The 20,698-nt window shown below is 65.0% G+C and carries 22 protein-coding genes; 12 read left to right on the top strand and 10 right to left on the bottom strand.

Features of this window, described 5'->3' with window-relative positions; genetic code table 11:
- Nucleotides 1–166: 166 nt before the first annotated feature.
- Nucleotides 167–733 carry an FKBP-type peptidyl-prolyl cis-trans isomerase gene (locus tag AC1DQK_RS17705; protein ID WP_477872913.1) on the bottom strand — a complete coding sequence of 189 codons (567 nt, stop codon included), beginning with the start codon at nt 731–733 and terminating at the stop codon, nt 167–169.
- 73 nt (nt 734–806) lie between these two features.
- Complete coding sequence (rpsU, locus tag AC1DQK_RS17700) at nt 807–1,013, bottom strand: 30S ribosomal protein S21 (RefSeq protein ID WP_029548939.1); 207 nt, start codon at nt 1,011–1,013, stop codon at nt 807–809.
- Nucleotides 1,014–1,219: 206 nt separating this feature from the next.
- On the opposite strand from rpsU, the gene AC1DQK_RS17695 reads away from it, so the two are divergent.
- The 4 genes from AC1DQK_RS17695 (at nt 1,220) to AC1DQK_RS17680 (ending at nt 5,372) form a co-directional block, all read left to right on the top strand.
- A complete protein-coding gene (locus tag AC1DQK_RS17695) occupies nt 1,220–1,765 on the top strand; it encodes a (2Fe-2S)-binding protein (RefSeq protein WP_477872911.1) in 546 nt (181 codons plus the stop codon).
- Nucleotides 1,766–1,878: 113 nt separating this feature from the next.
- Entirely contained in the window at nt 1,879–2,751 is an 873-nt protein-coding gene (locus AC1DQK_RS17690) for an RcnB family protein (RefSeq protein ID WP_477872909.1), read from the top strand.
- Between the two features lie 222 nt (nt 2,752–2,973).
- The gene (locus tag AC1DQK_RS17685; RefSeq protein ID WP_477872907.1) at nt 2,974–3,450 is read left to right on the top strand and encodes an RcnB family protein; all 477 of its coding nucleotides are present in this window, start codon (nt 2,974–2,976) and stop codon (nt 3,448–3,450) included.
- Nucleotides 3,451–3,551: 101 nt separating this feature from the next.
- Complete coding sequence (locus AC1DQK_RS17680) at nt 3,552–5,372, top strand: DUF885 domain-containing protein (RefSeq protein ID WP_477872905.1); 1,821 nt, start codon at nt 3,552–3,554, stop codon at nt 5,370–5,372.
- 276 nt (nt 5,373–5,648) lie between these two features.
- Here AC1DQK_RS17680 and AC1DQK_RS17675 read toward each other — a convergent pair whose 3' ends face one another.
- Nucleotides 5,649–7,235, bottom strand: a complete 1,587-nt coding sequence (locus AC1DQK_RS17675; protein ID WP_477872903.1) for a lysine--tRNA ligase — start codon at nt 7,233–7,235, stop codon at nt 5,649–5,651.
- A 193-nt stretch (nt 7,236–7,428) separates the two neighbouring features.
- Between AC1DQK_RS17675 and AC1DQK_RS17670 the strand changes: the two genes are divergently transcribed.
- Both AC1DQK_RS17670 and AC1DQK_RS17665 read left to right on the top strand, forming a co-directional pair.
- A complete protein-coding gene (locus AC1DQK_RS17670; protein WP_477872901.1) occupies nt 7,429–10,146 on the top strand; it encodes an ATP-dependent DNA helicase in 2,718 nt (905 codons plus the stop codon).
- 27 nt (nt 10,147–10,173) lie between these two features.
- The gene (locus tag AC1DQK_RS17665) at nt 10,174–10,716 is read left to right on the top strand and encodes a SixA phosphatase family protein (protein WP_477872899.1); all 543 of its coding nucleotides are present in this window, start codon (nt 10,174–10,176) and stop codon (nt 10,714–10,716) included.
- A 33-nt stretch (nt 10,717–10,749) separates the two neighbouring features.
- On the opposite strand, the gene AC1DQK_RS17660 is transcribed toward AC1DQK_RS17665, so the two are convergent.
- From AC1DQK_RS17660 to rpmF, 5 genes are all read right to left on the bottom strand, one after another.
- Entirely contained in the window at nt 10,750–11,154 is a 405-nt protein-coding gene (locus tag AC1DQK_RS17660) for a MerR family transcriptional regulator (RefSeq protein ID WP_477872897.1), read from the bottom strand.
- Nucleotides 11,155–11,166: 12 nt separating this feature from the next.
- Nucleotides 11,167–11,469: an integration host factor subunit alpha gene (locus AC1DQK_RS17655; RefSeq protein WP_340314674.1), complete on the bottom strand. Its 303-nt coding sequence runs from the start codon at nt 11,467–11,469 to the stop codon at nt 11,167–11,169.
- A 75-nt stretch (nt 11,470–11,544) separates the two neighbouring features.
- Nucleotides 11,545–12,501 carry a beta-ketoacyl-ACP synthase III gene (locus AC1DQK_RS17650; protein WP_477872941.1) on the bottom strand — a complete coding sequence of 319 codons (957 nt, stop codon included), beginning with the start codon at nt 12,499–12,501 and terminating at the stop codon, nt 11,545–11,547.
- A gap of 11 nt (nt 12,502–12,512) precedes the next feature.
- A complete protein-coding gene (plsX, locus tag AC1DQK_RS17645; protein WP_477872939.1) occupies nt 12,513–13,559 on the bottom strand; it encodes a phosphate acyltransferase PlsX in 1,047 nt (348 codons plus the stop codon).
- A gap of 23 nt (nt 13,560–13,582) precedes the next feature.
- Nucleotides 13,583–13,762: a 50S ribosomal protein L32 gene (gene rpmF / locus AC1DQK_RS17640; RefSeq protein WP_340314678.1), complete on the bottom strand. Its 180-nt coding sequence runs from the start codon at nt 13,760–13,762 to the stop codon at nt 13,583–13,585.
- Between the two features lie 167 nt (nt 13,763–13,929).
- Between rpmF and AC1DQK_RS17635 the strand changes: the two genes are divergently transcribed.
- Complete coding sequence (locus tag AC1DQK_RS17635; RefSeq protein ID WP_477872894.1) at nt 13,930–14,370, top strand: MAPEG family protein; 441 nt, start codon at nt 13,930–13,932, stop codon at nt 14,368–14,370.
- A 94-nt stretch (nt 14,371–14,464) separates the two neighbouring features.
- Here the strand turns inward: AC1DQK_RS17635 and AC1DQK_RS17630 are convergent, their stop codons facing one another.
- Nucleotides 14,465–15,133, bottom strand: coding sequence for an MBL fold metallo-hydrolase (locus tag AC1DQK_RS17630; protein WP_477872892.1), 669 nt, complete (start codon nt 15,131–15,133; stop codon nt 14,465–14,467).
- A 171-nt stretch (nt 15,134–15,304) separates the two neighbouring features.
- Between AC1DQK_RS17630 and AC1DQK_RS17625 the strand changes: the two genes are divergently transcribed.
- The 3 genes from AC1DQK_RS17625 to msrA all read left to right on the top strand — a co-directional run bounded on the left by AC1DQK_RS17625 (nt 15,305) and on the right by msrA (nt 18,120).
- On the top strand, nt 15,305–15,937 hold the full coding sequence (locus AC1DQK_RS17625) for an aminotransferase class IV (protein WP_477872890.1): 633 nt from the start codon (nt 15,305–15,307) through the stop codon (nt 15,935–15,937).
- Between the two features lie 67 nt (nt 15,938–16,004).
- Nucleotides 16,005–17,207 (top strand): pyridoxal phosphate-dependent aminotransferase, encoded by a 1,203-nt coding sequence (locus AC1DQK_RS17620; protein ID WP_477872888.1) that lies wholly within the window; start codon nt 16,005–16,007, stop codon nt 17,205–17,207.
- A 175-nt stretch (nt 17,208–17,382) separates the two neighbouring features.
- Nucleotides 17,383–18,120 (top strand): peptide-methionine (S)-S-oxide reductase MsrA, encoded by a 738-nt coding sequence (gene msrA / locus AC1DQK_RS17615; protein WP_477872886.1) that lies wholly within the window; start codon nt 17,383–17,385, stop codon nt 18,118–18,120.
- Between the two features lie 7 nt (nt 18,121–18,127).
- On the opposite strand, the gene pdeM is transcribed toward msrA, so the two are convergent.
- Nucleotides 18,128–18,790 carry a ligase-associated DNA damage response endonuclease PdeM gene (gene pdeM / locus AC1DQK_RS17610; RefSeq protein WP_477872884.1) on the bottom strand — a complete coding sequence of 221 codons (663 nt, stop codon included), beginning with the start codon at nt 18,788–18,790 and terminating at the stop codon, nt 18,128–18,130.
- A gap of 223 nt (nt 18,791–19,013) precedes the next feature.
- Here pdeM and AC1DQK_RS17605 point away from each other — a divergent pair, with 223 nt between their 5' ends.
- Together AC1DQK_RS17605 and AC1DQK_RS17600 are read left to right on the top strand one after the other, a co-directional pair.
- On the top strand, nt 19,014–19,928 hold the full coding sequence (locus AC1DQK_RS17605; RefSeq protein ID WP_477872937.1) for a sulfite exporter TauE/SafE family protein: 915 nt from the start codon (nt 19,014–19,016) through the stop codon (nt 19,926–19,928).
- Nucleotides 19,925–20,683, top strand: coding sequence for a TIGR02186 family protein (locus tag AC1DQK_RS17600; protein ID WP_477872883.1), 759 nt, complete (start codon nt 19,925–19,927; stop codon nt 20,681–20,683). Before AC1DQK_RS17605 ends, AC1DQK_RS17600 begins: the two co-directional genes overlap by 4 nt.
- Nucleotides 20,684–20,698: the final 15 nt, after the last annotated feature.

The following is a 20,698-nucleotide window of genomic DNA, read 5'->3' as shown; positions in this document are numbered from 1 at the left end:
AAGCTGCGCAATCGCATCGAACGGACCATCGGTAAACTCAAGCAGCTACGCCGTATCGCCACACGATACGATCGCATCCCGCAAAACTATCTCGCTAGCCTATGCCTCGCTGCCCTCAGCTTCTGGTGCTGAATGTCGATTCAGCCTAGTCCTGGAACCTGGCGGACTACATCCCGCCATGGCCCGGCGGCATCCCGCCCATCCCCAGAGCCTGCGGCGGCATGATCGCGTTCAACGTCACGTCGAAGCTGACCAGCGCGTTGCCGGGAATCTTCGGCGGCGCACCCGTCTCGCCGAAGCCGAGTGCCGGAGGCATCCAGAAACGATATTTGGAACCGGTGTTCATCAGCTGCAGTCCCTCGGTCCAGCCCGGGATCATGCCCTGAAGCGGCAGTGGCTGCGGGCCACCATGGCGGGCGCTCGAGTCGAACACCTCGCCGTTGGCGAGCTTGCCCTCATAATCGACGAGCACGACGTCGCTCGGACCGGGCTTGGGACCGCTGCCTTCCTTGAGAATCTCGTACTGGAGGCCGGAGGGGAGCGTCACGACGCCGCTCTGCTTGCCGTTGTTCGCGAGAAATTCGTCGGGCGACGTTGCCATCGCGACCTGCTTGGCCGTGCCCTGATAGGCCGCGAAAATGGCGATCGCGATCACTGCCGCTACGCCGATCCATAGCTTGACGAGCGAACCCTTCGTGATCGGACGAAGGGGAACGGCGGTCACTTCCGACATAGGCGGCTCGCTCTCTCTAGCATTTATGAACTGCCGCCGCCCGGCGGGCCCGGGCGCCGGTTACGCCACTATCTTACCGGACGCCGTCGCGCTCCATGCGCTTGCGCTCGAGCTTGCGGGCGCGGCGGATGGCGGCGGCGCGTTCGCGCGCACGCTTTTCCGACGGCTTCTCATAATGGCGGCGCAGCTTCATCTCGCGATAGACACCCTCGCGCTGCAGCTTCTTCTTGAGTGCGCGCAGCGCCTGGTCGACATTGTTATCGCGAACGATGATCTGCATAAAAAACCCAATTCTCCAATCATTTGCGGAGCCAACCATCCACGCCGCCGATCCGACGGTGTCTCCAGCTTCAACGCAAAACAGCGTGTCGCCGCGAAAGTCCTTCCGCGCCGTGAAGCGCCGCCCCTACCAGTGGCCCTTTGATTCTTCAAGCCTCGCTGCGTTTTTTTGCGCTGTGCAGCCGCCAGCTTCCGCTATGATGGGGCATGACAAGATTCACCGTCAACGGCCAGCCGATCCACTATAAGATGGACCCTGCGACCCCGCTGCTCTGGGCGTTGCGCGATGCATCGAACCTGACCGGCACCAAATATGGCTGCGGCGCCGGGCTCTGCGGTGCCTGCACCGTGCATGTCGACGGGGCGGCGGTGCGCTCCTGCCAGGTGCCGATCGGCTCGATCGAAGGCAGCTTCGTCACGACCATCGAGGCGCTGTCGCTCGATCGCAGCCATGCCGTGCAACAGGCCTGGGTGGCGGAAAACCTGCCGCAATGCGGATATTGCCAGTCCGGCATGATCATGGCGGCAGCCGCGCTCCTGGAAAAGAACCATAGCCCGACCGACGCCGAGATCGACGGGGCGATGACGAATCTCTGCCGGTGCGGCACCTATACGCGCATTCGCCGCGCCGTGCGGCGTGCTGGCCGCGTCCTTGCCGGCGGCGAGACGATAGCGGCGGCGCCGCCACCCGGCATCGATCCCGCCGACGCCGCGCGTGCCATACCGGCGCTTGCCGGAAAGGCTGGTGGCTGAGTTCCCGATTCTTTCTGGTTGCTGACGATCGGGTTCAGCCGGGACTCAGTCGACAAGGCGTAGCAACACGGAAAGAGGTCGGCATCTGGCCGCCCATGTGGAGAGTAGTTCCGATGCGTAACCTTTCGAGGACCATGATCGGCTTGTTGCTGGGCGCGGCGATGCTGACGCCGATTGCGGCACAGGCCCAGGAACGCGGCCGTGATCGCGGTGGCGAGCAGGGCGGTGGCTGGCAGCGCGGCGGCCGCGAGGGCGGCTGGCAACGCGGCGGCGGCGATCGGCCCGCGGCGGCACCGGCCGAGTCGCGCCGAGAAGTTTTCCAGCAGCGCTCCGAAGCGCGTGCCGTGGAGCGCCCAGCCGTCGAACGGCCCACCCTGTCGCCACGCGCGGCGGAGGCGCGGATCGACAACGTGGCGCGTGATCGCGCGGCCCGTGCGGATGGCGCGCGCGGATGGGAACAGCGCCGGGAGGCCATGGCCCGCAACAATGAGGTGGTACGAGGCAACGAGGTCGATCGTCGCAGTGTCGAACGCCGCGACTGGAACCGCGATGGCCGCCGCGGCGATCGTGATGGTGTCCGCACCGTCGATCGCGACCGCAACTGGGACCGGGACGGACGCTTCGACGGCAATCGCCGCTGGACGACCGACCGGCGGGACTGGAACGGCCGCAATGATCGCAGCTGGAACCGGGATTGGCGTAACGACCGCCGGTACGGCTGGCAGGATTACCGCAACCATAATCGCAACATCTACCGGCTGCCGCGCTATCAAGGCCATTATGGCTACAGCTATCGGCGCTGGTCGCCCGGCTATCGCTTCGATCCCTGGGTCTACAGCTCGAGCTACTGGATTGACGATCCCTTCTACTATCGCCTGCCCCCGGCTTATGGCGACTATCGTTGGGTCCGCTATTTCGACGATGTAGCGCTGGTCGATATCCGGACCGGCGAAATCGTGGACATCATCTACTCCTTCTTCTTCTAGAGGGTTCGGCAAGGAGAGTGGCCGAGGAGGCCCGGCGGCAGCGATGTCGCCGGGCCTTTCGGTTTAGACGAAGCCAGGGATTACGACACGGCCACCCCCATCCTTTCATTTCGCTGACAATCGCATTCCCGTCGGGTTCAGGCCGGCCATGCGACACCGGAACCGTCGCGGCACTGCCATGTTCGAACCGCGGCACAGTTTCGGAAGTGAAGGAGAGATCCGATGCGTAAACCGGTGATATTGGCCCTGATAGCAGCGGTCGCCATCCCGTCGATGGTTCAGGCCCAATCGATGGGCGAGGTCCGCCAAAGCCAGCGCGAGGTTCGTGAGCAGCGCCAGGATCTGCGCGATGCGCAGCGATACGGCGATCGACGCGATGTGCGCGAGGCGCGCGAGGACCTGCGAGATGCCCGCCGCGAAGCGCGCGAGGACTGGCGCGACTATCGTCGCACGCATCGCGAAGCCTATCGCCGGCCAGCCTATATAGGCCCCCGCGGCTATGTCTATCGCCCGGTCGCGGCCGGATATCGCTTCCAGCCGCATTATTATAGCGCCCGCTACGTGATTTCGGACCCGTGGCGTTATCGCCTGCCGCGCACGAGCGGCTATAATCGCTGGGTGCGCTACGGCAATGACGTGGTGCTGGTAAATGTTCGCACCGGTCGAGTCCTGGAAGTCCACAACGGCTTCTTCTGGTAAGAGCGGCACAGGCAGCCCGGGTGGAAACGCCCGGGCTTCTTGCATCAACTGTATTGGGAGAATAGTACAGGAACACCCCCGATCCAGGATGCTTTCTCCCCATGTCGATCAGATCGATTCTCATCGCCGCGACCGCCCTCGCTGCGATGTCCACGCCCGCCTTCGCCGCGCCTCCCGCGCCCTCCGCACAGCCGGTGATGCCGGCAGCATCCGCCGAGGACGCCGCCCTCCTCAAGCTATTCCACGACAGCGACGAGGGCTCGCTGAAGCGCAATCCGCTGAGCGCCATCTACCGCGGTGACATGCGCTATGCCGATCGCCTCGGCGACTTCGGCACCGATGCCTATTTCGAGGCCGAGCGCCTCGCCGGGGAAGCCGACCTCGCCGCGCTCAAGCGGATCGACCGCAAGCGTCTGACCGCTACCAACCAGATCGCCTATGACGTGTTCGAATGGCAGACCAGGCTCGGCCTCGAAGGGCTGTCGCCCGAACTGCTGGCCGTCACCGCAGTCCAGCCGGTCGACCATTTTTCCGGCTTCCACACCGCCTATCCGGGCTTCGCTTCGGGCGAAGGTGCCGCGCCGTTCAAGACGGTGGCGGACTATGAGAACAACCTGAAGCGGCACCGCGCCTATGTCGCCAAGATCGACCTGTGGATAGCGCGCTTCCGTGAAGGGATGAAATCGGGCGTCGTCGAACCGAAGCTGGTGGTCAGCAACATGATCGACCAGCTCGACCTGCAGATCGCGCAGGGGGTCGAAGGCTCGACCTTCTATGGGCCGGTCGCCAAATTTCCAGAGGCGATCCCGCCTGCCGACCAGGCACGATTGCGGGCCGAGACCACCGCCGTCATACGCGACGGCATCAGGCCCGCCTACATCCGCTTCCGCGATTTCCTGAAGAGCGAATATCTGCCGGTGGCGCGCGACAGCGTCGGGCTCTCGGGCATGAAGGGCGGCGACAAGCTCTATGCCTATCTGATCGAGGCCAATACGACGCTGCCGCTCAAGGCCGAGGATGTCCACCAGCTCGGACTCAAGGAGGTGGCGCGGATCACCGGCGAGATGGAGAGGATCAAGACGCAGGTCGGCTACAAGGGCAGTCTTGCCGCCTTCTTCATCTACCTCCGCGACGATCCCAAATTCCAGCCGGCCAGCGCGGCGTGGTTGCGCGACGAATATTTCCGGATCGGCAAGCGGGTCGACCAGCGCGTCCGCGAGCAATTCTCGCTGATCCCCAAGACCCCGCTCGAGATCAAGGCGGTCGAGCCCTATCGTGAAAAGACCGAAGCCGGCGGAAGCTACCAGCAGGGCACGCCCGACGGATCGCGGCCCGGCACCTTCTACTACAACACCTACGACCTCAAATCGCGCACCACGCCGGGCATGGAGACGCTCTACCTCCACGAAGCGGTGCCGGGGCATCACTTCCAGCTGAGCCTGGCGCAGGAGAATGAGGCGCTCCCGGCGTTCATGCGCTTCGGCGGCAACACCGCCTTCGTCGAAGGCTGGGCGCTCTATGCCGAGACGCTATGGAAGGAGCTCGGCATGGAAACCGATCCCTATCAGCGGTTCGGCGGCCTATCCGACGAGATGTTGCGGGCGATGCGGCTGGTGGTCGACACCGGCATCCACGCCAAGGGTTGGACGCGCGACCAGGCGATCGGCTATATGCTCAGTCACTCGAACATCGGTAAGAGCGACGCGACCGCCGAGGTCGAGCGCTACATCGCCATCCCCGGCCAGGCGCTCGCCTACAAGATCGGCGCGCTGACGATCCTCAAGGAGAAAGCGCTGGCGCAGAAGGCGCTCGGCGCCAAGTTCGATCCGCACGCCTTCCATGCCCAGGTGCTCGACAGCGGCGCGCTGCCCATGACCGTGTTTGAGGCGAAGATCGACGCCTGGATCGAGACCACTCGGTAGCCGCCTCCGCAGGAGGCTGTTATCCTCCTTCGTCATCCTGAACTTGTTTCAGGATCTACTCCTCCACTTGGGAGCATTCTCCTGTGGAAGAGTGGATGCTGAAATCAGTTCAGCATGATGGAACGGGAGGTTTTGTGTCCATCCTCCGTGGCCGCGCCGCATGATACGCAACGGCGCGACCGACATGCGCGTTGCCACGCCATGCCAGTCCGAAAGGGGATGGACCGGATGCGAAACGCTTAGGAAGTGCTAAGGGTTTCAACCTATACCAAAAATCTAGGCGAGGGCTTCGGCGATCAGCTTGCGGCTGTTGGCGATGCCGTACAGCGCTATGAAACTGCCCATGCGCGGCCCCTGCTCGGCGCCCAGCAAGGTTTCGTAAAGCGCCTTGAACCAGTCGCGCAATGAGGCGAAGCCAAAGGCCTCGTCCTTGCCGATCGCATAGACCTCGTTCTGGATATCCTCGGCGGATGCGGCGGCCGGCATCGTAGCGAGCTTCGTATCGAGCGCGCGCAGCGCCGCCGCTTCGTTGTCCGCAGGCTTGCGGCGCTTCAGCGTCGGCGCGACGAAATCGCGATGATAGGCGAGCGCATGGCCGATCAGCCGGTCGAGTTCCGGATATCGAGCCGAATCCGCATCGGGGACATAGTTGGCCAGATAGCCCCAGACCTGCTCCTTCGACGCATCGCCCATCACCCCGACCAGGTTGAGCAGCAACCCGAAGGTCACCGGCAGTTCACCCTCGGGTAATTGGCCATGATGGATGTGGTGGACCGGATTGCCGAGCTTCTGTTCGATCGGCTGGGCGGGATAATTGCCGCGGAACTGCCAATATTCGTCCACTGCGCGCGGGATCACCCCCATGTGGAGCTGCTTGGCCTTCTTGGGCTCGCGATAGGCGTAGAAGGCGAGGCTCTCCTGCGGGCCATAGGTCAGCCATTGGTCGAGGCTCAGGCCGTTGCCCTTCGACTTCGAGATCTTCTCGCCCTTCTCGTCGAGGAACATTTCATAGTTGAAGCCCTCGGGCGGCCGCGCGCCGAGCACGCGCGCGATCTTCGACGACTGGGTCACCGAATCGATCAGGTCCTTGCCCGACATCTCATAGTCGACGCCCAATGCGACCCAGCGCATCGCCCAGTCCACCTTCCACTGGAGCTTCGCCTTGCCGCCCAGGATCGACTGGGTGATGGTTTCACCCTCGTCCAGGAAGCGGATCAGCCCGGCCTCGGCGTCGACCACCTCGACCGGCACCTGCAGGACAATGCCGGTCCTCGGGCTGATCGGCAGCACCGGCGAATAGGTCGCCTGCCGCTCCTTGCGCAGGGTCGGCAACATCACGCCCATGATCGCGTCATAATGGCGCAGGATGCCCTTCAGCGCCTCGTCGAACGCGCCGCCCTCATAGGCTTCGGTCGAGGAGCGAAAGTCATATTCGAACCCGAACTGGTCGAGAAACTGCCGCAGCATCGCATTGTTGTGATGCGCGAAACTCTCATATTTCCCGAACGGATCGGGGATCTTGGTCAGCGGTTTGCCGAGATATTCGGTCAGCATCGCCTGGTTCGGGACATTGTCGGGCACCTTGCGCAGGCCGTCCATATCGTCGCTGAACGCGATCAGCCGGGTCGGTATGTCCGACAGCTCCTCATAGGCGTGGCGCACCATGGTGGTGCGCAGCACCTCGTTGAAGGTGCCGATATGCGGCAGGCCCGACGGGCCATAGCCGGTCTCGAACAGCACATGACCCTTGTCCGGCGCGCCCTTATCGTAGCGCTTGAGCAGCTTGCGCGCCTCTTCATAGGGCCAGGCCTTGGATATGAGCGCGGCTTCGCGCAGCTGGGCGGGAGTGATGCTGTCTGACATGATCGCGCGTCTGTAGCGGGATGGGCCGGCAAAAAACAACCATCATGCCAGCGGGAGGCCAGCTCCGGGACTTGCCGCCTTCGCGTGAAGGCCGACGTTGGATGCAGCAGGCCAGCGCGAGATCCGCGTTTTCGGACGAACGGGGCGTGACACCTGTTCCCCTATCGTTCCCGATCCCCTACATTCGCCGCGAATGTCCGCTCCCCTGCCCTATCCCGCGCTCCACGCCACCCATGGCGGCATATGGATCGCCTCTCCGGACGGCGAGGTTCGCGGGATCGGGCGGGGCGAGGCGGCGCGCGCGGCCGAGACGCCGATGATCGTGCTCAACGCCGCGGTCACCGCAACCCGGCTGGGAATCGCAGAGTTTTCCGGCCTCGATCTGCTCGAGCTGTTCGCCTTCGTGCATCCGGCGCGCTTCGCCGTACCGACTCCGGCCGGGCTCGCCCGCGCGTTGAACCTGCCGCCTCCGACCGACGATGCGCGCGCGCCGGCATTCCTGCTCGAAGCGGCCCGTGCCCTGCTCGCGCGGATGGCGGAGCCCAACGGCTGGGCCGAACGCAAGGGCGCCTGGAACAGCGCGCTGTCGCTCGGACGGCTGCGCTGGCCCTGGACGGCCGCGATAAGCCAGGCACTGCGCGCGCCGGCGAAGCCCGAGCGCGGCCTGTTCGCCCGGTTGCCCGAATGGGACGAGGCCGCGCCGCGCCCGCAGCCGCGCAACGTGATGCTGGGCGAGGAGGAAACGCTCGATCGGCTTGCCGCGCTGGTCGGCAACGGCGCGGAGATCCGCGAGGGGCAGCGCCATTATGCCGCCGTCAACGCCCGGGCCTTCGATCCGCGAACCGGTGATGGCCGCCCGAACATGGTGCTGGCCGAGGCCGGCACCGGCATCGGCAAGACGCTCGGCTATCTCGCCCCGGCCTCGCTCTGGGCCCAGCGGTCCGGCGGCGGGGTGTGGATCTCGACCTACACCAAGGCACTGCAGCGCCAGCTCGACCAGGAGACCAAGCGGCTGTTCCCCGACGCGCTGGAACGGCGGCAGAAGGTGGTGGTCCGCAAGGGCCGCGAAAATTATCTCTGCCTGCTGAACCTGGAGGATGCGCTGCAGGGCGGCTTCCAGAACCGGGCGGCCGTGCTGGCCCAGCTGGTCGCGCGCTGGGCGCAATATAGCCGCGATGGCGACATGGTCGGCGGCGACCTGCCCGGCTGGCTAACCACGCTGTTCCGCCGTGCGGGGTCCACTACGCTGACCGACCGGCGCGGCGAATGCGTCTATGCCGGCTGCCCGCATTACCGGAAATGCTTCATCGAACGCGCTGCGCGAGCGTCGGAGTCGGCCGAGATCGTCATTGCCAATCACGCGCTGGTGATGATCCTGGCCCAGCGCCGCACCGACGAAGGCCATCCGCTTGGCCGGATCATCTTCGACGAGGGCCATCACCTGTTCGACGCCGCCGATTCGACGTTCGCCGCCGCGCTGACGGGCCAGGAAGCCATCGAGCTGCGCCGCTGGATCATCGGCCCGGAGTCCAAGGCGCGCGGCCGGCGGCGCGGCCTCGCGGCGCGGTTGTCCGACGTGGCGAGCTATGATGACGAAGGCGCGCTGGCGATCGAGGTGGCATCGGCCGCCGCAACGCAGCTGCCGGCGGATGGCTGGCTGGGCCGGATGGCGGAAAATCTGCCGCTCGGGCCGGTCGAGCGCCTGCTCGCGGCGGTGCGCGCGACGGTCTATGCGCGAGCGAGCGCGCAGGACGCCGGCTATGGACTCGAAACCGACGTCGGGGAGCCCGGCCCCGAACTGATCGAGGCGGCACAGCCGGCGATCGAGGCGCTCGAATCGCTGATGCGGCCGATGGCGCGGCTGAAGCAGCGGCTGGCGGCCGTGATGGACGACGCGCCCGACTGGCTGGATGGACAGGCACGGGCGCGGATCGAGGGCGCCATCGCCGGCCTTACCCAGCGCGGCCAGTTGGTCGCCGCGTGGATTTCGATGCTTGCACGACTCGGTGGCCCGCTCGATCCCGACTTCGTCGATTGGCTGGCGGTCGATAGGGGCGAGGGCCGCGAATATGACATCGGCCTGCACCGCCACTGGCTCGACCCGGCCCGTCCGCTGGCGGAAACGGTGCTCAAGCCCGCGCACGGCGTGGTTGTCACGTCGGCGACGCTGCGCGACGGCGAGGACTGGGCGATTGCCGATGCCCGAAGCGGCGCCGCCCATCTCGACCATGCGCCCCGCCATGTCGCGGTGCCCAGCCCGTTCGACTATGCCAATCATGCCGAGGTGCTGGTCGTCACCGATCTGAAGCGCGGCGATGTCGCCCAGCTCGGCCAGGCCTATCACCGGCTGATCGCGGCAGCAGGCGGCGGCACGCTGGGCCTGTTTACCGCGATATCGCGGCTGCGCGCCGTCCACGCCCGCATCGCCGACCGGCTCGCGCGCGACGGCCTGCCGCTATACGCCCAACATGTCGATCCGATCGACACAGGTACGCTGGTCGACATCTTCCGCGACGATCCCCACGCGTCGCTGCTCGGGACCGATGCCTTGCGCGACGGGGTCGACGTACCCGGCGATTCGTTGCGACTGGTGGTGATGGAGGGAATTCCCTGGCCCCGCCCGACCGTCCTGCACGCGGCGCGCAAGGCCGCCGGCGGGGGGTCCGTTTTCGACGACCGGATCGTGCGCGCGCGGCTGCGCCAGGCGTTCGGCCGATTGATCCGCAGTGCCGCCGATCGCGGCCATTTCGTGCTGCTCGGCGCTGCCGCGCCGTCACGCCTGCTGGAGGCGTTTCCTGGCGGCGTGCCAGTTCTGAGGGTCACGCTGGACGAGGCCGTGGCGCGAGTCGCGGCCCGCGAAAATGCGCCGACGCCGCCCTTTCTTCCGTCGCATCTTTCGGGCATCACCTGATCGGGACCGAGGGAGGGCGCCGGAATAGTGAAGAAGCTTATGCTGTTGCGCCACGCGAAATCGGGCTGGGACGACCCGGTATCGCGCGATTTCGATCGGCCTCTCAATGCGAAGGGCAAACGTGCCGCCCAACGGGTCGGCGAATATCTCCGCACACATCACGTCTATTTCGATCATATCGTCGCCTCGCCGGCCATCAGGGTTGTCGAAACCATCGAGTATCTGGCCGAGGGCGCCGGTGAACTCCCCGCCCCGGCCTGGGACAAGCGCATCTATCTCGCCTCGGCCGTCTCGTTGCTGGACGTCGTTCACGAAGCCGACGACCGACATGACTTCCTGCTGCTGGTTGGTCATAACCCCGGCCTCGAGGATTTGGTGCTGATGATGGTGCCTGACAAGCCGGGCGACGACGCCCGCGATCAGGTCGAGGAGAAATTCCCTACCGCCAGCATCGCCGAGATCAGCTTCGACGTCGATCATTGGCAAGATGTCCGGCCGAACACCGGGCAGTTGTCGCTGTTCGTGCGGCCCAGGGATCTTGATCCCGCGCTGGGGCCCGACCGAAACTAGGCGTTCACGCCCCGAAATGGTCGCGGGGCAAGATCAATCCATATCCGCTGCCAGCGCCTGGATCAGCGATTCGCGAATCGCCATCAGTTCGGCTCGAACGGGGAACGGCAGGCTGGACTGGCTGACCACCAGCACCGGTTGCGGCGCTATGGGCGAAGGCGGCGCTGGCGCCTCGGGCTCGACGGACGACTTCTGGCCGAGCAGCTTCTGCACGCCGCGAATCGTGTAGCCCTGCTCGTTCAGCAGGCTGTGGATGCGACGGACCAATGCCGCATCGGCCGGGCGATAATAGCGCCGATTGCCAGCCCGCTGGAGTGGACGCAGTTGCGGAAAGCGCGTTTCCCAATAGCGCAAAATGTGCTGCTGGATGCCGAGCTCAGCCGAAAGTTCGCCGATAGTGCGGAATGCATCCTCGGCCTTATCTCCGCCCGAACTCATTGGAACGCCGCCTTAATTTCCTGCAACAATCCTATCGCGGAGCATCTGGCTGGCCCGGAAGGTCAGCACGCGACGCGGCGCAATCGGCACTTCGATACCCGTCTTGGGATTACGCCCGACGCGCTCTCCCTTTTCGCGCAGGATGAAGCTGCCGAAACCGGAAATCTTCACATTCTCGCCCTTGGCCAGCGCACAGCACATATGTTCGAGCACCTGCTCGACCACAGATGCCGAGTCCGCCCGCGACAAGCCGATTTCGCGATGCACTTCCTCCGACAGATCCGCGCGCGTCAATGTCCCCCGATCCAACGCCATACAGCCCCCAAACACAGTGAGTATCGCGTACCTTACGGTTAAGGCGAAGCGAATCAAAGGCGTTTTACAAGGGCTTCAATAGCGGATCGCGGCGGCGCCCCATGTGAAGCCTCCGCCCATCGCCTCCAGCACCAGCAAGTCACCCCGCTTGACCCTGCCGTCGCGGACGCCCGCATCGAGCGCAAGCGGTACCGATGCGGCCGAGGTGTTGGCATGCCTGTCGACCGTGACGATCACCCGCTCCGGGGCGAGGCCCAGTTTCCGGGCGGTGGCGTCGAGTATTCGGCGGTTGGCCTGGTGCGGGACCAGCCAGTCGATATCTGAAACCTCGAGGCCGGCTGTGGCCATCACCTCGCGCAGCACGCTGGCGAGGTTGGTCACCGCGTGGCGGAACACCTCCTGCCCCTTCATGCGCAGCTTGCCGACCGTCTGGGTCGTGGACGGCCCGCCATCGACATAGAGCAGCTGATTATGCCGGCCATCGGCGTGGAGCTTGGCGGAGAGAATTCCCCGCACGCCATCCTCGGCCTTCAGTACGACCGCTCCGGCGCCGTCACCGAACAGCACGCAGGTGGCGCGATCCTCCCAGTCGAGGATGCGGCTGAACGTCTCGGCGCCGATGACGAGCGCGTAGTCGGCCGCTCCGCTGCGAATCATGCTGTCGGCCACGGTGAGGCCGTAGAGGAAGCCCGAGCACACCGCCTGCACGTCGAATGCGATGCAATCGTTGATGCCGAGCGCCGTCTGCACGATCGTGGCCGATGCGGGAAAGGTCTGGTCGGGCGTCGCGGTGGCGAGGATGATCAGCCCGATGTCGGCGGGAGTGATGCCCGCCGCCTCGATCGCATTGCGCGCCGCTTCGGAAGCGAGGCTGGCGGTCGTCTCGCCATCGCCGGCGATATAGCGGCCATGGATGCCGGTGCGCTCGACGATCCACTCGTCGGACGTGTCGACCATCTCCGCCAGCTCGGCATTGGTGACATAGCGACGCGGCAAGGCGGAGCCGGTGCCGATGATGACAGCGCGGCGCATCGATTCCACGGTCACGCTACGTCTTCCCGTTCTATGGTACGGCTGCGGAAATGCTCGAGATCCTCGGTGATCCGACGGGTGATGTCGTCCCGCGCGATCTTGACCGCCACGCCGATGGCATTGGCGGTGCCGTTCGCATCGGCGCCGCCATGGCTTTTGACGACCAGGCCGTTGAGCCCGAGGAAGACCGCGCCGTTGTGATTATTGGGGTCGAGATGATGGCGCAGCAGCGCGAATGCCGGCTTGGACAGCAGGAAGCCCGCCTTCGACCGGATCGAGCTGGAAAAGGCGCGCTTGAGCAGATCGGTGATGAATCGCGCCGTGCCTTCGATCGACTTCAGCGCGATATTGCCCGAGAAGCCGTCGCTCACCACGACATCGACCTCGCCGCGGCCCAGCCTGTCCGCTTCGATGAAGCCATCGAACCGCCATTCGCCGCTGGTCTGCTCGCGCAGTGTCGCGGCGGCGTCCTTGAGCTCGCCTGTGCCCTTCAGCTCTTCGGTACCGATGTTCAGCAGCCGGACGCGGGGACATTGCACGCCCACCGCAACGCGCGAATAAGCCGCACCCATCACCGCGAACTCGACGAGGTTGCGGGAATCGCAGTCGGTGTTCGCGCCGAGATCGAGCATGACCAGGTCATTGTCGCCGAGGGTCGGCAACAAGGCGGCCAGCGCCGGCCGGTCGATGCCGTGCATCGTCCTGAGCGAGAGTTTGGCGATTGCCATCAGCGCACCGGTATTGCCCGCGGACAGCGCAGCAGAAGCCTCTCCCGCCTTCACGGCAAGGATGGCTGCGCCCATCGAACTGGACTTGGTCCGCCGGATCGCCTGGCTGGGCCGATCGTCCCCGGTGATGACATCGTCACAATGGACGACGATCGAGTCAGACAGGATAGGGTGGCGCAGCAATTCAGCCCGAATCGCAGCCTCATCCCCAAACAGCGTGAAGCTGAGCGCCGAATCGCGCTCACGGGCGATTGCAGCGCCGGCGATCATCGTCGCCGGCCCGCCGTCGCCGCCCATCGCGTCGAGTGCGATTCGCGGCGCCTTGTCCACAATCATTGCCCCCTATGGCCCGATCAGGCCTCGACGGAAATGATCTCGCGACCGTTATAATGGCCGCAGGCGTTGCACAGATTGTGCGGGCGCTTCAGCTCACCGCAATTCGGGCATTCCTGAAAGGCCTCGACCGGCAGCGCGTCGTGGCTGCGGCGCATGTTGCGCTTCGAGGGCGAGGTCTTTCTCTTGGGGACGGCCATGTCGGCACCTATTCCTAACTAGATAAATCAAAATAAATAAAGCGACGAGCGCCCGTCACGCTATGGCCGGGCTCGTCGCGAGCGCGCGACCTATAGCGATTTCGCTCCGCGTTGCAAGTATGGGTGCGACCTGCCAGATCAACCTCCGATCTATCACGGAGGGGAAGATGATCCTGCCTATCACACTGACTATCGCGGGCGCTGCCGCGATCGTGAACATCTGGCTTGCGGTACGCATCGTGGCGATTCGGCTCAAGGCCAAAGTGCTCACCGGCGACGGCGGGAATACGCTGCTGGTGGCCCGCATGCGCGCCCATCTCAACTTCGCCGAATATACACCACTGGTGCTGATCCTGATTGCCCTGATCGAACTCGCCCGCGGAACCCAGACATGGCTGTGGGCCGCAGGCATTATATATATACTCGGCCGCGTGCTGCATCCGTTCGGCATGGACAAGCAGACAGCGCATCCGCTCCGCGGGGTCGGCATCATGACCACCTGGATCATTCTGCTCGGGCTGGCCGGCTATGCGATCAGCATTCCCTATACCACGAAGAGTGGCACGATCACGACCGTCACGAGCGATTCGGCGGGGGTGGCGCAGTAGTTTTTTACCCTTAAGCACCGGGCGGGTGCCGCGTCTTATAACGCAAAGCCAAAATCAGCGGATGCTGGCCGCCCGGCGCTCGAGAACAGATATCTCAGGTGCCGACCGCCCGATCCCCCACGAAGGGATTACTCGCCCGCTCATGCGCAAAGGTCGACATGGCGCCATGCCCAGGCACGAAGGCGGTGTCGCCGCCCAGCGGCCATAGCTTCTTCGTGATCGACTCGATCAGGTCCCCATGGTTGCCGCGGGGAAAATCGGTGCGCCCGATGGAGCCCTGGAACAGCACATCGCCGACCAGCGCGAGCTTCGACGGTGCGTGATGGAAGATGACGTGGCCCGGCGTGTGCCCTGGGCAATGGATGACATCGAGCACCAAGTCCCCCACGGTCACCTGGTCGCCATCGTCGAGCCAGCGGTCCGGCTCGAACGGCCTGCCCTCGATGCCGTAGCTGCGGCCGTCATCGCCGAGCCGGGCGATCCAGAAACGATCCTCCGGATGCGGTCCCTCGATCGGCACGCCGAGTTCCTCGGCCAATATGCCGGTGCCGCCGCAATGATCGATATGGCCATGGGTCACGAGCAGCTTCTCGATCGTCACGCCATGCTGGGCAGCTGCAGCCTTGAGCCGGTCGAGATCCCCGCCGGCATCGACGAACGCGCCCTTCATCGTCTGCGTGCACCACATCAGGGTGCAGTTCTGCTGGAAAGCGGTCACCGGGATGATGACGGCTTTGAGCGGCGTGTCGGCGGGGCTGGTCATGGGCTCGACATGACGATTGCAACCCGCCATTGCAAGCCATGGCGCGTTGCGGGATTCGACGATCAACGCCAGAAATCCGGGAGATACTGGATTGATACATATTGCCGGGTCGCAACCAACCGGGCAGCATGGCGATAATTACGGCAGGTGGGACAGGGGCAGTTGGTCGCTATGGCGGCAGGGGCATTCGATCTGATCGAGACGATGCGATTCGAGGCGATCGACGGTTTCGTCGAACTCGAAGCGCATCTCGCGCGCATGAAGGCCAGCGCCGAAGCGCTTGGATTCGCATTCGATCGCCATGATTGCCGCAACGATCTCCAGGCGGCGACCTTCCGCCTGGTGGAGGACGCGCGGATCCGCCTGATGCTGTCGCCCAGCGGCGCCCGCGCGATCGAGGTGCGCGCCATGCCGCCCAAGGCGGAGGGGCCCGTCGATTGCGCCATCATGCCGCTGCCGGTCGCACCTGATGATCCGCGCCTGGTGCACAAGACCAGCGACAGGGCTTTCCTCGACGATGCCCGCCGCGCCGCCGGAACCTTCGAAGTGCTGTTCGTTCGCGAAGACGGGCGGCTGACGGAGGGCAGCTTCACCAATATCTTCGTCAAGCGCCATGGACGGCTCGTAACGCCGCCTACCGGATCGCTGATGCCAGGCATATTGCGCAACCGCCTTATCGAAAACGGCCATGCCGTAGAAGGCGATGTCCTCGTGGATGATCTGGCCGATGGCTTCTTTATCGGCAACTCGCTGCGCGGCCTTGTCGCCGCGAAGCTGGTCGCGGGACCGCACGACCAAGGTTGAGGGCTGGCGACTACTCGCCTATAGCGCGGCCGTTTCCCACATAGACCAATCAGGAAAGCGCTTCGCAATGAGCCTCATCGCCCCTGCCCTCAACCGCATCTCGCCCTCGCCCACACTCGTCATGACGAGCCGGGTGCTTGAGCTGAAGGCGAAGGGCGTCGACGTGATCGGCCTTTCCGCAGGCGAACCCGATTTCGACACGCCGGACTTCGTGAAGGAAGCCGCGATCGAGGCGATCCGCACCGGCAAGACGAAATACACCAACGTCGACGGTACCGCCGAGTTGAAGGCCGCGATTGCCGCGAAGTTCAAGCGCGACAATGGCCTGGACTATGAGGCCTCGCAGATCAGCGTCAACGTGGGCGGCAAGCACACCCTGTTCAATGCGCTGGTGTCGACAGTCTCGACCGGGGACGAAGTGATCGTCCCGGCGCCCTATTGGGTGAGCTATCCTGACATCGTCCAGTTCGCGGGCGGCACGCCGGTGTTCATCAAGGCCGGCGCTGCCCAGAACTACAGGGTCACGCCCGAGCAGGTCGAAGCGGCGATCACCCCGAAGACCAAGTGGCTGTTGCTCAATTCGCCGTCGAACCCGAGCGGGGCCGCCTATGGCGCGGACGAACTGAAGGCGATAGCCGAGGTGCTGCGCCGTCATCCGCACGTCTGGATCATGACCGACGATATGTACGAGCATATCCTGTACGATGGCTTCGAATTCGCGACGATCGCGCAGGTGGCGCCCGATCTCTACGAGCGCACGCTGACCATCAACGGCTGCTCCAAGGCCTATTCGATGACCGGCTGGCGGATCGGCTATGCGGGCGGCCCGCAGCCGCTGATCAAGGCGATGGCCAAGCTCCAGTCGCAGTCGACCTCGAACCCCTGCTCGATCGCGCAGGCGGCGGCCACGGCGGCGCTCAACGGCGACCAGAGCTTCCTGAAGGAGCGCAACGATGCGTTCCAGAAGCGCCGCGATCTGGTCGTGTCGATGCTCAATCAGGCGCGCGGCATCCACTGCCCGCAGCCCGAAGGCGCTTTCTATGTTTATCCGGATGTCTCGGCGCTGATCGGGCTGTCCACCCCGGCTGGCAAGGTGATCGCCAACGACACTGACCTGATCGACTATTTCCTCGACGAGGCGCGGGTGGCCGCGGTGCAGGGCGCGGCCTTCGGACTGGAGCCGGCCTTCCGGGTGAGCTACGCGACCTCCGAGAAGATCCTCACCGAAGCTTGCGAGCGTATCCAGACGGCAACGGCAGCCCTGCGGTAGGAGCGAGCATGGACGCGCGGAGGGCAGGCGCCGCGTCCATCGCGTAAAGCAACGGCAGGCGAAGGCCTGCCGTTGGACGCCGAGGCTTCATCAAAATCGCCTATCATTGATAATGATTGGCGCATGCCCATCTGTGTGACATAATCGACACAAGATGGAAAAAAAGGATGCCCCTTTGACGGACAATCCTAACCGGCCTTTGATCGCCGGGCTCTCGGCGGGACTGCTGCTTCTGGCGGCGGCCGGCACCATGGCCACCCGCAGCCCTGCCATTGCGCCCGCGCCCAAGGTCGACGCCGGGCCGATCGTCCGCGCACCTGCGCCCGCGATCGATCCGCCCGAGGCCGGCAATAGCGCCGTCGCGGTGCTTGCCGGCGGCTGCTTCTGGGGCGTGCAGGGCGTGTTCCAGCATGTCGACGGCGTAAAATCGGCGGTGTCCGGCTATGCCGGCGGCTCCGCCCAGAGCGCCTCCTATGAGACCGTCGGATCCGGTTCGACCGGCCACGCCGAATCCGTCAAGATCACCTATGATCCCAGCAGGGTGAGCTACGGAACGCTGCTGCGCATCTATTTCGCGGTCGTGGCCGATCCGACGACGCTCAACCGCCAGGGCCCCGACCGCGGCACCCAATATCGCACCGCGATCTTCCCCACCACGGCGCAGCAGAAGGCGGTGGCCGATGCCTATCTGGCCCAGCTCGCCGCGGCGAAGCTGTGGAAGACGCCGATCGTGACCAGGGTGGAGCGCTACCGCGGCTTCTACCCGGCTGAGAAATACCATCAGGATTTCCTGACCCGGAAGCCCGACTATCCCTATATCGTCTATAATGACCTGCCGAAGGTCGAGGCGCTGCGCGTGGCCTTCCCGAACCATTTCCAGAAGCAGCCGGTGACCGTCTACCCGATCGGGTAGCTCCGGATCACGCCGCCAGCGGGAAATCCAGCAGCTTTTCCTGGACCGCGATCAGCGCCCGGGCGTCGGCACCGACAGCGCGCAATATCGCGGGATCGGCAGCGTTCATGCCGCCGGTCAGCACCCCGAAGGAGGGCAGGATCAGCTTGCTCCGTCCGGCGACGAAGCAGGGCCGCGACACCCGCCGGCCGCGCAGGGTGACGTTATATTTCGGGTGATAATGGCCCGAAATCTCCGGCCGCGTCTCGCGCGGATCGGCCTCGTGGCGCAGCACCATGCCATCGAGTTCCACCACTGTCGCGATGTGCCCGCCGAGCGGATTGGACATCGCCAGGTCATGGTTGCCGACGATCCACACCCAGCGGGTCTTCGCCGTCAGCAGCCCGAGCAGGCCCAGCGCTTCGTCCGGCAGCCGTCCGGGGCCATCGCGATCGTGGAAGGAATCACCCAGGCAATAGAGCGCCACGGCGCCTGTGCGCTCGACCAATGCGGCGACCCGCCGCAGCGTCTCGATCGAATCATAGGGCGGCAGCATCTGCCCGCGCAGACCATAGCTGCTCGCCTTTTCGAGATGGAGGTCGGCGAGCAGCAGGCTGCGCGAGGCGCTATGGAACAGCCCGCCTTCAGGCAAGGCGCACATGTCGACCGCGCAGAACGAAAAGGGAACCATGGCCTAGCTATATCGCGACATGCGCTGTCGGCAAGGCCAATCCGCGCGCTCCGCAGAGGCAGGAGGAGGATATCTGCAGATCGTGCCCGCTTCCAAGCGTCATTCCGGCCTCCGCCGATATGACGGATTTTGCAAGCGGGCTTGCGCAAGGCTCCGTCCTCCGCCCGCATTTTCGATGAGCTCGCCCTTCCCTCGCGCGCCCAAAATGCTCTAGCCCTTGGCCATGGATCTTTACCTGCCCATTGCCGGCCTCTCGGTGAATATTCTCGTCATCATCGGCCTGGGCGGGCTGGTCGGCCTGCTGTCCGGGATGTTCGGCGTCGGCGGCGGTTTCCTGACCACCCCGCTGATGATCTTCTACGGCATTCCGCCCGCGGTCGCGGTCGCCTCGTCGGCGCCGCAGATCACCGGGGCCAGCGTCTCGGGGGTGCTGGCGCATGGCAGCCGCGGCGGCGTCGATTATCATATGGGGGCGGTGCTGGTGGCGGGCGGCGCGCTGGGATCGCTGCTGGGCGGCTTCCTGTTCCGCGTCCTCCAGAATGTCGGCCAGATCGATACGGTCGTCAACGTCATGTACGTGCTTATGCTCGGCGGCATCGGCCTCGTCATGGCGCGCGAAGCGATCCATGCCTTGGTCACTGAATGGCGGGGCGAGCGGCCGAGCATGCAGGGCAAGCGCCACAACCCGTTGATCGCGATGCTCCCGTTCCGCTGGCGCTTCTACAAGTCGGGGCTCTACATCTCGCCGCTCGCACCCTTTCTGCTCGGCTTCCTGACCGGCGTCATGACGGTGCTGATGGGGGTCGGCGGCGGTTTCATCCTGGTGCCGGCGATGATCTACATCCTGGGCATGTCGGCGCGGGTGGTGGTCGGCACCTCGCTGTTCCAGATCCTGTTCGTCACCGCCACGACAACCCTGATCCATGCCTTGACCACTCAGGCGGTCGACCTCGTCCTCACCGGCCTGCTGCTGGTCGGCAGCGTTACCGGCGCCCAGATCGGCGCGCGTATGGCGCAGACCATCAAGCCTGAATATCTGCGCCTCGCGCTCGCCTTCATCGTGCTGGTGGTGGCCATCCGGATGCTGCTCGGGCTAACCTGGCGCCCGCCGGAAATCTTCACGGTGCAGGGGCTGTGAGAAGGCCGCTGCTCCTGCTGCTGGCGCCGTTGCTGGTCTCCGCGGAAAGCCCGCGGCTGGTGCCCGATGTCTCGCAGCGCAAGATCGAGATCATCTACAGCTTCACCGGTGCCGAGCTTCTGCTGTTCGGGGCCATTCTATATCCGGGCGGACGGGCGCCGAGCGACGACGCCCAGATCGCTGTGGTGGTGAAGGGCCCGGCCGAGCCGGTGCTGATCCGCGAGAAGCGCAAGATCGCCGGGATGTGGATCAACGCCGACAGCGCCGACTTCCGATCCGTCCCCTCCTTCTACGCGCTCGCCTCGTCGCGGAAAATCGACAAGATCGTCGATAACCGCACCGCGGTGATCTACGAGCTCGGCATCGACAATCTCCAGCTGTCACCCGCGAGCGGCGGCGATCCGGCCGAGGACCGACGGTTCGAGCAGGGACTGATCGATCTCAAGCGTCGCGGCGGTTATTATTCGGAGACGGCGCGCGGCGTCGAGATCAGCGAAGGCGTGCTCTATCGCGCACGCATCGCGATCCCCGCGCGGGTACCGGTCGGCCGCTATACCGCCGAGACATTCCTGATCGAGAAGGGCCGCGTCATCGCTGCTGCAACGCGGGACATCGACATCGACAAGTCGGGCATGGAGGCCTTCGTCGCCCGCGCGGCGGTACGGCACAGCTTCCTCTATGGCCTGTTCGCGGTGCTGCTGTCGCTGGGCCTCGGCTGGGCGGCGAGCGCCGCGTTCAAGCGGCTGCGCGAGTAGCGAGCTGACTTCAGC

The sequence above is a fragment of the Rhizorhabdus sp. P4_G5 genome (assembly GCF_056401065.1).
The sequence above is the reverse complement of the archived record's forward strand: the minus strand, read 5'-3'. Positions and strand labels throughout refer to the sequence as shown.